The organism is Planctomycetia bacterium, assembly GCA_034440135.1.
Lineage (GTDB): Bacteria > Planctomycetota > Planctomycetia > Pirellulales > JALHLM01 > JALHLM01.
The window spans coordinates 1-12,074 of the sequence record JAWXBP010000077.1 but is presented as its reverse complement, the minus strand read 5'-3'; the positions used below and the strand labels follow the sequence as shown (position 1 = coordinate 12,074).

The following is a 12,074-nucleotide window of genomic DNA, read 5'->3' as shown; positions in this document are numbered from 1 at the left end:
CTTGCCTCCAGCGTGACGTTGCTCGACAAAGCCCCTCAAGTAGACTTGACGGACGTCGACGCCGCCGTGGTCCAAGCGATTCAATTCGCCCAAGCCGCAGTGCAAACTGATCCCAATTCGGCGCAGGCTTGGGGGCGACTCGGGATGGTGCTGATCGCACACGAGATGGACGACGCGGCGCAGGTTGCCTTTGCCCAAGCCGGCGCATGCGATCCGCGCGATGCGCGCTGGCCGTACCTCCAGGCGCGAGCAGTGACACTCGGTGACGCTGGGGCGAGGATCGCGCCCCTGGAGTTGGCCGTCACCATCTGCGGTGACCAGCCAGATGCACCGGTGTTGACCTTGATTGAATCGCTGATCGCCGTCGATCGAATGCAGGAAGCGAAATCGCGACTCGAGGCCTTTCTCAAAGCCCATCCCGAAAATGCTCGGGCGCAACTTTCTATGAGTCGTTGTCAGTTATCACGAGGAGATCTCGCGCGCGCCGCGGAGCATGCCCATCTGGCGGAAGACCATCCCGCCACGACAAAGGCTGCGAACGAATTGCTGGCACAGATTCTTCATCGCCAAGGGGATAAAGCGGAATCGGACCGGCGACGGCGAATTGCTGCGACCACACATGAATTGCTGTGGCCTGATCCTTATTACGAAGAAGCGCAAACCCATCGTGTCGGTCTCAAAACATTGCTGGTCCGCGCCGATAAACTGTTTGCCGCCGGCAACGTGGAAGGTACGGTCCCAGTCTTGCAGGAGGCCGTCCGCAAGTACCCTGACTCCGATTGGGCGCACGTACTGCTCGGCCGATCGCTGATCCGAAGTCGCAGGTTGCCCGAAGCGGAGCAGACGCTGCGTAAGGCAGTGGAACTGGCGCCCACCTCCGTGGAAGCCCAGTTTCGCTTGGGCGTGGCAATTTACATGCAACAGCGTCCCGCCGACGCCGCCGAATGGTTTCGCAAGGCCACGGCGCTCAAGCCCGACTTCACGATGGCGCACCACAACTTGGGCTATTGCTTAGTGGACCTGAAGGAAATACCCGCCGCGATTGAGGCCTTTACGGCGGCGGCGGAATCGGACCCCAATAGCTTCGAGGCGCACGCCATCCTCGGCACGTTGCTAGCCAATCAGCGCCGTTTTGACGAAGCCCGCACGCACTTGCAGCGTGCCGTCGAACTAAAACCGGGCGACGCGAAAGCGCGCCAGCAATTGCAGCAATTGCCGTAGCGGCACGCCGACGCATTTCAACCAGCCACTGGAAAAAAATTGTCGCCGGTTCGTATAACGACGCCTCGTCCCTAACCGATGCGCGTGTGCACTTTGCTATTTCTGCCTGGCATGGCGAAGTAGGCTCAATAAGTCGCCCGCTTTATCGCTGGTTCGACAATCAAGCGGGTTGTTGACCACCACTACGGCTACCGCGGACCGCGATAGTAGTCGTTGCACGATTTGGGAAGGATGGATGTTGCAAATTGCGACGGTTCCCCGAGGCAATCCCGCGAAGACATCCGTGGGAAAACCTAGCGTACGGATAACGGGAATTTCGGGAGCGCTTTCTTTCCCCTCGCTCCAGGTCCGTTCGGCAAGCGGGCCGACTGTTTTCCGAGCGGAGCAGGGGCCAAAAGGACGAATCCGCCGCTCATCACTTGCCATTCAGAGAGAAGATAACGAAGTGTGTGAGATTCGTACGCAAACGCCGGCAGAATTAGGAATTCGGTAGCGAGCGGATTTCTGTAAGGTGTTCGGTGATCGGCTTACGACGTCGAATGATCGTACGCCGCCTATTCATTGCCTTCAACGTCGCCGGGCGATTTTGTCCCGAATAAGAAACTCCCGCGAGCCGGGCCAACTCATTGTTGCCGATGGGTCCCAGGTTCAGGCAACCACCGTCGGCGTATTTGTGTTGCTTCGTAAGGGCCGCAATCAGTTTCGCCCGGCCTTCGCCGCACTTCCACCCCCGGACCACGTGCCATTGGGATTCAACACGTCCGCCGTCACTTGGTCGCGCTGATCATCGCCAGGATGCCTGCCTTGATGGCCGCCGGAAGTGCCGGCCAAGCATCGACCACGGCCGCCAAATCGGGGTCCAGCGGGGCTTTTCGTGCGGCAACTGCGCCGCATTCTGCGCCGCTTTCATAGAAACCAACCGACTTCACCGGGTTTTTCGGGGGTAGTTCAAGTCCACCTATCCTCGAATTGGAGCTATGCGAATTCGGTAGCGCAGGCCAAAGCAGGAACTCCAGTCGTTTTGGTCGTTAGTGCCTACCGGGCGGGCCAGGCCGGAATCTGTTTCCACCGGGCGAACGGCCATGTGTGGCTCGCCGAGCAAGTGCCGGTGAAGTTCATTATCGTCCCCTCGCCCGGACAATCGGGCTGTGGCCGTGATTGCAGCCGCGGCTTGCCGCTTCCTTCCGGCCACCCAAATTCGCCACAGTGCGACGAACGCGATGAACTGCGCGGCCGCCTGCGGAAAACAAACGATCAACGCGCCAACGAGAAAGAATAATGGCGCCAACCGCAAGAGACGACCTCTTGGTCACGCCTTTTACCAAAAACGGATGGCTAATCAACGCGTCGACGATCGCACGGTTGGCACTATGCAACCGAGTATGGAACGCGGACTTGCGCCACAACTTGCTTGGCTCAACGTCGAGTGTTATGGCTGGAGCATGCTGAATGCCTATCTCGGAATCGTCGGCCCGCATGGCCTTGATCTGATGGTCCCCGAGCACGCCCACACACTCGTGTTCCTCATGCGGAGGCTCGCGCGGCGTGAGCGACGCGGCGAATACGGCGTCTGGATCGTGCTGCCGCAAGAGTTCGCCGCCGACATTGCCTGGCTCATGGAAGCTGGCGAATTCCGCGAAGCGCTGCGGTGGGTGCAACTTGCGGCGCGCGATTTCGGCGTGTTGCTGCCCGAGCACCAGGCCGCAGTCGTCTGACCGGCGAAGCGCCGCACCCATACGTCTCACCTTCGATAAACGCCAATTGGCGCCAACATCGGTCACGATATTCAATTTGTCGCCGACTGAGTGACAATCGGTGCGGAGCATGCTACGTCCCGCCGTGCGCGAGGCAATCGCGACCGTTCTTTGTCGTTTAACACTTCGGTAGTCAACATGGAGCCGTTTCTCGCTGGCGGGCGCATGGCGTCCGGCCGCGAGGGAACGGCGGTGCAACCAATGGTTTTTTTCGCACCAGCGACGACGCTGGCGCTGACCGCCGCCCCTCTCCTTTCGCAATGACCAGGATGACGAGACACCGACCCGATGCTTGCCGGCGCCGCCGGCAGGCGTGGCGTCGGTGTCTTGTTTCGTTCTGTCTCATGTTTTCTGCGAAAGGAGTGCCCCTCATGGTCAATCTGACACGCGCGCATCACGAATTGTTCCGGCGCGCGCCAGACGAGCAGTTCACGAGTCTCGACGACTTGTGGCAGCATTGCCATGATGAACGACGGTTCTCGACCGAGAAGTGGCAACTGCCACAGCGGCTCGAACCGCGAGCCGACGGCGACACGATCCTGCTGTCGGTGGCAGACGGTGAACCCTGCCGGCTGAACGATTGGTCATTCAGTCAGCTCTGCCGGATGTCGGGTGTGAGCAAGGACACCATCGGCCGGCTGTCCTCCGACACGGCCGGCCTGGCGCTGCGTGAAGTGCTGCCCCGCGCGGCCAAGCCGGTGCAACTGCTCGCCGCCGGTCAGACCGTCCGCTCGCTGCACGGCGTGGCTTACACCCGCTTGTGGAACGCCGATTTGATGGATGTTGTGCGGAATTATGCCGGCGACTTCCAGCCGCCGCAAATCGGCGTCAATGGCGCGACTGGCCTGTACTGTGGCGAACAGGACTTGTTCGCGTTCCTGATCGATCCCGCAGGTTGGACGGAAATTGAGGGCGAAGCCTTTGCCCCCGGTTTCTTCGTCTGGAACTCGGAAGTCGGCCGACGGTCGTTGGGAATTCAGACGTTTTGGTTTCAGGCAGTCTGCCAAAACCACATCGTTTGGGACGCGACGGAAGTGGTGGAGTTCAGCCGCAAGCACACGGCCAGCGTGCAAGACGGTCTCAATGAGATCGCGCGACGGATCGCGGCCTTGACCGTGAAGCGAGACGCCCGGCGCGATGGATTCGTGCGGGCGATTCGCAGCACGATGACGGCTACGCTCGGCACCGATGCCGACGAAGCCGCCAAAGCGCTGTTGGCGCACGGCATTCCGCGAGGCTTGGCCAAGGAAGCGCTCGACATCGCCCAAATCCAGGGACGTTTTACGGTGTTCGCGATCGTGGACGCGCTGACGAAGCTCACGCAGAAGATGCCATTCGCCGGCGACCGGGTCGAGTTGGACCAGAAGGCGGCATCGCTCTTGGCCTTGGCCGTGTAGCGGACGCCGCTTTGCGGACAGAGTTGAATCGTGGCGCCCCGGCCTGTGGTGTGGCCGGACCTCGCACTTCATTGGACACCACGTATCAAGGAAGGATTGCCGATGACAACACGTGGCGAAAGCAGCAAGGGCAACCGGCCGGCGCACGAAGTCCGGCTGGGTCGCATCAAGGCAGCTATCTGGGAAAACGAAACCCAGAACGGCACGCGGCACAATGTTCGCGTGACGCGGCTCTACAAGGAAGGCAACACCTGGAAGGATTCCGACAGCTTTGGGCGCGACGACTTGCTCGTCGTCGCCAAAGTGCTCGACCTGGCGCATAGCTGGATTTTCCAGCATGCTGCGGAGAGTGAATCTAATCACGAGAGCGATGCGGAAGTTCCTATCTAAGCGGTTTTACGTGAGGGAAGCACCGTCGTGTTCCCTCACCTATTCCGTCCTGCCTCGTGCTCAACTCGTGACTTAACGTCTGGCTTTGCGGAATCGCGTTAAACGCTCAATTTGTCCACCGGTTGGACGATTGGCGGGCGCGGCTGCCTCGCGGCAAGCTACCTGCAAAAAATCCGCGGACGGTAATTACGGGAATTTCAGAGGTAGCTGGCGAACTACTCGCCGCATCGCTTGGCGACCGCGGGCGGATTAAGCGCAGGATCTGCGGTAATTGGCGAGCGCCCGTTCGACCAGTTCGCCGAGTTGGCATCGCTCCGACCACGACCACTCGCGATATTGTTCGATTAACCCGGCATCGACGCGGAGGGTGACTTTCTCTTTGTGGGGCGTCGTGCCGGTCCTGCGACCTGGTGGCCGGCCGCGGCGGGCGGATGTTTTGGTCGCGAGCAGATCTGTCGGTGGCTTCATAGCGTGATCGCGTGCAGGTAATGACGGCGGGGGGCGTTGATCCGAGGTGGAAACGACGTTGGCCGACATCGCCGGCTCGGCGGCGACGCTGGCTGCGACGGGAGCCGAAATCAGCCCACCCAAGACGCCTGAGATTCCGCCGACGGTCTGTTTGGCCATGAGATTCGCTGCTCCAAGTTAATGCGCACGCCGTCGTAGTCCGACAAAGCCTTTGATTTGTGCAAACCGACGATGTTTCCCGCGGTGGTCGCGTATAAGAGTTGTGCGTCCATGCGGACGCATCCCAACAGCGGATAGACGCGCCGCACTTCTCCAGCGACCTGCTCAGTAATGGTCCGACGCGAATGACAATTCGTTAGCACGGCCCCCGCGACGCTCAACTCGGGGTTCACCCATTCTTTGAGCAGCGTCACCGTCTGTTCAAAATGCACGAGGGCGTGTAGCTCAAAACCGCCGGGTTGAATTACCAACAGAATCTGCCGGGCGGCCGTCAGGCAATTGACCGCCAGCACGCCGAGCGACGGCGGACAGTCGATCAGCACGATACAGTTCTCGGCCAGCGCGGTCGCCGCCAGCGCGCGGCGCAAGCACAGTTCCCGCGCCGGACGGCTCATGAATTCTGTCTCGCCGCGGGACAGTGTGATGTCGCTGGGCGTCAGCGTTAGCCGCTGGTCCAGCCGTTCCACTGGCAACGCCGTCGCGTCCGCGAGTGACGCAAATAACCGCCCCTCGTGCTCGCGACGACCGAAGGCGTGCGTGAGGCTGGCCTGCGGGTCCATGTCGATCAGGTGGACGTCGTGGCCGGCGCGGGCCATTAACAATCCGACCGCAGCCGCCGTCGTCGTCTTGGCGGTTCCTCCCTTTTGATTGGCAACGGCGATGATGGGCATGAGGACTCCTGGTGGCCAGGTTTATCGCACCTGGCGCCATGCTGTCACGGAAATTCTGGCAAGGCTGGCATTCTGGCGATTTGGCATTTCCAGCCTTTCGGGAATGGCAGAATTCTGGCATTGCTGGCCGGGAAAGCTCGGCATTTCGTTAAGGCGGTCTCTGCCGGGGGGCGAATGAGCAGCGCTTAGTGGGAGACACGACAGGGAAACGGGACAGGGTACTCACGGGAAACGAGACAGGGATTACAGGGATTCGAGACAGGAAACCGGCTCAGTTTACAGGGAAACGAGACAGAAAACGAAGGCCCAAGTGGCTGAAACTACTGGCGATTTCGCGGGGCAACTCTTGTTCATAACTCTCTAACTCAACAACATGCCGCGGATGTCGATGACCGAGAGATTAAAGCAGGAAGGCAAGAAGGAATCCGACGCGAATGCGGTCGAAGTCGTGGAGGGGCGCGACGAACTGAACCTCGCGGAATTCCCTTTAGCGGCCCTGGCTGACCGCGTGCCTTCAGACCAGAAGACACTCGTGTTCACCGACACGATCTGGGACCAGCAGGCCAGGCAGACCGTGGTCCGCCGGCTGACGATCTCGGCGTCGGATCGCTACGGACTTCCCACGGCGCTGGACGACGAGGTGATTTTGGGGCTGATTCAATTGAGCCGCCAGACGCGATTTGCCGACCGGAATGTAACATTTAGTCGCTACGAGCTGATCAACGTCTTGGGCTGGCGGCAGGAAGGCAAGAGTTATCGTCGGGTCGACGAATCACTGCGGCGCTGGGTCGGCGTGACGCTCTACTACGACAAGGCTTGGTGGGACAAACAGGCGGGCTGCTGGGTCGACGCGGCCTTTCACATGATCGATCAGATCGCGCTGCCGCGGCGCCGCGGCAACTCTTGTGGTTCGGCTGCGGAGCCGACCCCGTCGTCGTTCACCTGGAACGAGATCGTATTCGGCAGTTTTCAAGCCGGCTATCTCAAGCAACTCGACATGGAGCTTTACCGCCGGTTGAATTCAACCATCGCCAAGCGAATGCTGCGGTTTCTCGACAAGCGGTTCTATCATCGTGCGCGTTGGAAGTTTCCGCTGCTGGAGTTCGCGTGCGAACATATCGGCCTGAGCCGCAACTACGACACGGGCCAACTGAAGCGACGGCTGCTCCCGGCCATCGCGGAATTAGAGAGAGTCGGATTTATCAGTCAACTGCCGGCCGACGCACGGTTCGTGAAGTTGTCGCGCGGGCATTGGCAAGTGAGCTTTACTAAAACTATTTGCCACAATCGCCAATCCACGAAAACGTCCGTCGTGTCGCCCCTGGTGGAACGACTCGTGGCCCGCAGCGTGCATGCCCGCGTGGCAAGTCAACTGACCGCGTCTTTCCCGATCCACGTGATTGAGGCCCAGATTGCCGCCTTCGACAAACTGCGCGCAGCGTGCGACGGCCGCGTTTCGCGTAATCCCGCCGGATATTTGGTGCAGTCGATTCGGCACGGTTATCAGCCCGCGGCGAAAACGGACAGGGCAAGTCGCCAAGCCAATCAAGCCGCGCGCCGCAGTAAGTCTACTCGCCGCGCCGCGATGCCCGTCGGCGGCGTCACCGCCGAATTAGAAACCGGCGATTCAATGCGCGTAGCCGAATTTCTAGCAGGCCTGACTCCCGCACAACGGAGCGTGCTCGAAGCGGAAGCGGTCCAATCAGCACCGCTATTCTTGCGCGAGGGCGTCCTGCGCACAGCGACCAGCAATACTCCGGCGGCTAGAAATGCCTACCAAGCCGCAATTCTCCGCCAGCATGTGCTGCGCTTGCTCAAGCAACCCGGCGCGTAATCCAATCAACGCTTGGGACCACGCCGCAAGTACGCTACGACGGCTCAATTGGGCGGGTCGGATTCCGCCCATAGTCGTCATCACGTTCAACGCACGTTTCGGTATAGCCGGTCCGTGAGACCGGCCTAAGAGCGTGGCTGACGTTTTCTCGATGGGCTGGCATACCCGGTAAACTTCGACTAGCCATCGAAGCTAAGGGGCTGAACTCACCATTCAGCAAATGCTGGTCCCGTAGAGGCGGATGCGCGGAGACGTGCTTGTCCGTCTCGACGGAGGCTCGTCGAAGTAATCCCGTTTGTCCCGTTGGCGACATGCGCCAGCGATTCACAACCGGAGCAATCTCGACGTTCGATCCGATGGCAATTGGTGACGCAGCGCCCGAATGCGGGCGACGTGGACAAACCTTAATTGAAGTTTTTCGATTAAGGCCGGCGTGGCTCAAAGCAGGTGCGTGGTCCGTGCGACCGCAAATCCTGTCCGTGGGACGAGGGCCTTGGATAGCAAGGTTCGCGTAACGCGGCTGGCGTGGGGAGTTGTCGTGGGGCGACCAACGATACCGGGCCTGACCGGCCCGGCGATCGCGTGAAGTAAAAAAGCGCGACGATGAAGAGCTCAACCACGAAAGGCCCGATGAAAAGGGCTTGCCAGTGAGTCCAACGAGAGACGCAGCCAAACTGCGAACACCCAGCGCCCGTGGGTAGGGGAATGCTTCTACGTTCGGTTCCCCGAAATGGCTCGCGCCGCATCGCGAGGTGCGGCGGGCCGAAACTATGGCGTCCGGGAGGGCGCGCATAGGGCGTTGGTGTCATCGGGACGGTCCCGATAGCGACGTGACTCGTGGGGCGAAGGCCGCGCATAACGCGGGAAGGTCTGTAGCCGCCGGTGTGGTGACCGGTGCTCGGCTTGGTCGGCTGAGTGATTCAAACGCTACAGACTGGGAGTGTGGCTCAAGTAGAAAGCGACCGACAAGGTCGGCGATGATCCCTGCAAGGCAGTGGGGACTCGTTCGCCATGGGTTCAGGTGGCTCCTGGCCCAGCGCAAGCAGGCGACGACGAAAGGGCTGACGGGAAATCCCGTCGAGAAAACGTGCTCATGGTCGGGGTCTCGCGCGCGAGGCCCCGACCGGGTGGTCCTGGGTAGGGCAGCAAGCGGTCGCCGGAGTTCGGTTCGGGAGAACCGGACTCCGGCGGCATTGTTTTCGACGGCTGGCGCCATCGGCATGTTTCCGATGTGCGAACACGGTTTGAGGTTCACCGGTGTGACCTGGTATGGATTGGGCGTGGGTACAAGAAGAATGTAGCGGCGGGCGCGAAACGCAGGCGGCAGTGTGGCTGTCGCTCGCCAAGCGCACGTTCGCGCGGACCTCCGTTCCGCGGCCCAACCGGCGCATCTTACGGACCACGGCTTCGGGGAGCTTGTGCCGCAAACAAGCTCCCATACTCATTGATCAGAATCTGTGACGGAATGGGGATGCGTTATCGGTGCGAGGCGACGTCGGCCGAAGGATTCGTGCAACAGCTCGCCTGCAGCTATCTGCCGCACGGTTTTTGGTGGTATGTGGCGGGGCGAATTCCACCGCGAAAAGATCCGATTGCCGTCGATTGCAAGCTGATCGAACGTTACGGCGTCGACCTAGCCAAACGCACGCGGTCGCGTCGGAAGCAGCTTGGCCTGGCGAACGTGCATTACTTGCGGCACGAGCGTTTCTTCGTGTTGCTAGCGTCGCGCGGCCGGCATCGGCTGTTTGAGGAAGAGGGGAATGTCGTCCGCGACCTGCGTAAGATGCCGCTTAAGTTCCGCGATTATTCGATCAGCTACCGCTCAGGAGGACGGACGTTGGCTGGCGAGGTCGATCACAAGTGGCATTCCCATGTGCAAATCGCTCCGCAGACCTACAAAGCGGAACGAGCGTACTTTCTGGAGTTAGCGCTGCGAAGATCGGTGGAACAATTGACGGTTGAGTTTCGCCGCGTGCCTTACGAACCGTATGCGCCAATTCGTCGCCAGTTGCTCAACATCCTGCGGGCAGTGAATGCGAAGCGCAAAGCAGCCGGCTTTGACGCGGTGCCTAATGCAGCGCTACGCTTGCGGCGCCGTGTGGTCCGGCCATTTGCGCGGCACGACGATGTGCTCGTTTCGGCGGCGTCAAGTGGCCTGTCGCAAAGCCTCGGTGATTTGATTGATTTCGCCGGGAAGCCAAGGCCGTGCCGGCATGGACAGCCGCACGAGTCCATCGTCGTATGCCGTGACAACAATGCCGAAGTTTCGGAAGAGATCGCATAGAGCCGACGCGGGCCGAGCGCGAACCTGTTCACGTTCAGATTGTAGCAGCAGAATCCCGCTACAAAACTCTCGGTGAGGCAATAGTGGATGCCAACCGACCCGCATGGCGGAGGCCGCTACTTCACGAGCGTTCGCCAGCCGTTGCTCGAAGGATTTCTTGCGTTCTTTATCCGTCGCCGGGACGTCCTGCAACGCTCCCTGACACGAGAACAATGGCGCTACGTTGACAGTTTCGCTCACACCGTCGAGGTCGGCGGTTTCGAGCTGCTGCGAGAAGCGGAGGAGGGGATCGCAGGTGCTTGCCGCACGCACTGTTGGTCGCAACATTTGTGCGATCCACTGGGCAGACATCGGTCGACCGGCCAACGCGATCGCCATCGGTTGATAGGCGCCGAGCCATTTATGGCAGCCGGCAACGTAGAGATCACACCATGCTCCATCAAGATTCGACGGTACTTGGCAGAATTCCTGAGCACCGTCGACGACCACGAACCGCACGGGATATTGCGACGCCAGGCGCTCGGCAAGGTGGCGGTTCGGTAGTCGAATGCCCTCGCTGCTGACGGCGGTGAGAAACAGGCCGTCGCAATGACAGCTCCGATAGCGCTCACACAATCTCGCCTCAATTTCGTCCGCAGTCGTCTCGCCCTTGAAAATGTCATCGCGAATGCGGACGCGGACGATTTCCCGACCGGCATGTCGGCACTCGCGGCGTAGGATAGTGAGAAACGGCGGCCACGCCGTGTCGGGCACGAGAACTTTCTCGCACCGTGCGACGATCATCCTGGCCGCGCATCGCATCAAGACGGCCGACCGCTGACCCAGCCAAACAGGGAGGGCGGCGTCGACCTTTGCCAGGTTACGCAGGGCCGTCTTTAGGCCGGATACGCCGCGCCAGGCATTCAGCCCCGGATATTGCCGGCGAATTGCGTCCGGCAAAGCGTCGGTGCCCGAGGCGAAGAAATGCTCACCGTACAGCCCCAAGGTCCCTTCGCCGGCAAGCCGAACGAAGTCAATGGCGGCCAGTTGGGCGCTACGAGACATTAGGCCCAGCCTGGCCGTATCAAGATAGACCCGGGCCGGTGCCGCCATGATTCAGGGAGACGCGAGGCAACGCGTCTACACCGATCCTAATCCGCAGACGTGGCCTGATCCAGTAGTTCGCCGTACGGCCGCGCAAAAAGAAGCAACCGCCCCCAACGATCCTGCGTCAGCCGAATACTGGCTTGGTCGAAGCAGAGAACGAATCGGACTGTCCGCGATTCCCCATCCGTTTCCTGCTCACCGGTCGCGCGGTCGGCATAGATACCAAAGTCCCGAAGCAATTCAGGTTCATTGGTCAAGTCGTTCTCGCGAACCAGCTTTATGTCGATACCGCGAAAGTGCTGATCTTCGATCCACTGCCGGATGCGCCGCCCCGGCAACAGCGATTCCGGCGGCCAAAGATTCCAGCCAAGAATCAGGATCCGCTCGATGTGAAGCCCTTTGCCAAGCAGCTCGTAGTTGAGCTTCATGCTTTGCTGCCCCGGCAAGTCGGCCCAGTAGTCGTCGGACTTCACCCAGGAGGCCGACCGGTACTCGGCCCCGATGAGCGAATAGAGGACTTGCTCGTAGGCGGCGCGCCACGTCTCCGTATTCTCGTAAGTGATCTTACCGCCCGCTAGTTCGCGTAAGTCTGCAACAAAAGTCGCGGTTCTCCGCAACGCAAGTTCACGAAAAAGGGGACATTCGTACTGATCTAGAATCGCAATAAGCTGCCTGATCTCCCCGTATTGATCGGTGGGACGGGTAGACGAGAGTGGCACCTCGCCTTTAGGCGCAATTAAATTGGCCAAT

The 12,074-nt window shown here is 60.5% G+C and carries 10 protein-coding genes; 5 read left to right on the top strand and 5 right to left on the bottom strand.

Going from position 1 to position 12,074, the window contains the following annotated elements:
- On the top strand, positions 1–1,221 hold a 1,221-nt coding region (locus SGJ19_04455; protein MDZ4779482.1), incomplete at its 5' end, for a tetratricopeptide repeat protein.
- Between the two features lie 767 nt (positions 1,222–1,988).
- On the opposite strand, the gene SGJ19_04450 is transcribed toward SGJ19_04455, so the two are convergent.
- A complete protein-coding gene (locus SGJ19_04450; GenBank protein MDZ4779481.1) occupies positions 1,989–2,150 on the bottom strand; it encodes a hypothetical protein in 162 nt (53 codons plus the stop codon).
- Positions 2,151–2,552: 402 nt separating this feature from the next.
- On the opposite strand from SGJ19_04450, the gene SGJ19_04445 reads away from it, so the two are divergent.
- The 3 genes from SGJ19_04445 to SGJ19_04435 all read left to right on the top strand — a co-directional run bounded on the left by SGJ19_04445 (position 2,553) and on the right by SGJ19_04435 (position 4,762).
- Positions 2,553–2,936 carry a hypothetical protein gene (locus SGJ19_04445; protein MDZ4779480.1) on the top strand — a complete coding sequence of 128 codons (384 nt, stop codon included), beginning with the start codon at positions 2,553–2,555 and terminating at the stop codon, positions 2,934–2,936.
- 410 nt (positions 2,937–3,346) lie between these two features.
- Positions 3,347–4,372: a DUF932 domain-containing protein gene (locus SGJ19_04440; protein MDZ4779479.1), complete on the top strand. Its 1,026-nt coding sequence runs from the start codon at positions 3,347–3,349 to the stop codon at positions 4,370–4,372.
- A 102-nt stretch (positions 4,373–4,474) separates the two neighbouring features.
- Positions 4,475–4,762, top strand: a complete 288-nt coding sequence (locus SGJ19_04435) for a hypothetical protein (protein MDZ4779478.1) — start codon at positions 4,475–4,477, stop codon at positions 4,760–4,762.
- A gap of 249 nt (positions 4,763–5,011) precedes the next feature.
- Here SGJ19_04435 and SGJ19_04430 read toward each other — a convergent pair whose 3' ends face one another.
- Positions 5,012–5,230 carry a hypothetical protein gene (locus SGJ19_04430; protein MDZ4779477.1) on the bottom strand — a complete coding sequence of 73 codons (219 nt, stop codon included), beginning with the start codon at positions 5,228–5,230 and terminating at the stop codon, positions 5,012–5,014.
- 110 nt (positions 5,231–5,340) lie between these two features.
- Entirely contained in the window at positions 5,341–6,120 is a 780-nt protein-coding gene (locus SGJ19_04425; protein ID MDZ4779476.1) for a ParA family protein, read from the bottom strand.
- 388 nt (positions 6,121–6,508) lie between these two features.
- On the opposite strand from SGJ19_04425, the gene SGJ19_04420 reads away from it, so the two are divergent.
- Entirely contained in the window at positions 6,509–7,954 is a 1,446-nt protein-coding gene (locus tag SGJ19_04420; protein MDZ4779475.1) for a replication initiator protein A, read from the top strand.
- Between the two features lie 2,146 nt (positions 7,955–10,100).
- On the opposite strand, the gene SGJ19_04415 is transcribed toward SGJ19_04420, so the two are convergent.
- Complete coding sequence (locus SGJ19_04415; GenBank protein ID MDZ4779474.1) at positions 10,101–11,282, bottom strand: hypothetical protein; 1,182 nt, start codon at positions 11,280–11,282, stop codon at positions 10,101–10,103.
- An 86-nt stretch (positions 11,283–11,368) separates the two neighbouring features.
- A partial coding sequence (locus tag SGJ19_04410) for a hypothetical protein (GenBank protein MDZ4779473.1) occupies positions 11,369–12,074 on the bottom strand: 706 nt, incomplete at its 5' end.

Bases quoted from the DNA above. Each gene is read 5' to 3' on its own strand.
- SGJ19_04425 (MDZ4779476.1), bottom strand. From the start codon at position 6,120: ATGCCCATCATCGCCGTTGCCAATCAAAAGGGAGGAACCGCCAAGACG.
- SGJ19_04440 (MDZ4779479.1), top strand. From the start codon at position 3,347: ATGGTCAATCTGACACGCGCGCATCACGAATTGTTCCGGCGCGCGCCA.
- SGJ19_04420 (MDZ4779475.1), top strand. From the start codon at position 6,509: ATGACCGAGAGATTAAAGCAGGAAGGCAAGAAGGAATCCGACGCGAAT.
- SGJ19_04445 (MDZ4779480.1), top strand. From the start codon at position 2,553: ATGGCTAATCAACGCGTCGACGATCGCACGGTTGGCACTATGCAACCG.
- SGJ19_04435 (MDZ4779478.1), top strand. From the start codon at position 4,475: ATGACAACACGTGGCGAAAGCAGCAAGGGCAACCGGCCGGCGCACGAA.
- SGJ19_04415 (MDZ4779474.1), bottom strand. From the start codon at position 11,282: ATGTCTCGTAGCGCCCAACTGGCCGCCATTGACTTCGTTCGGCTTGCC.
- SGJ19_04430 (MDZ4779477.1), bottom strand. From the start codon at position 5,230: ATGAAGCCACCGACAGATCTGCTCGCGACCAAAACATCCGCCCGCCGC.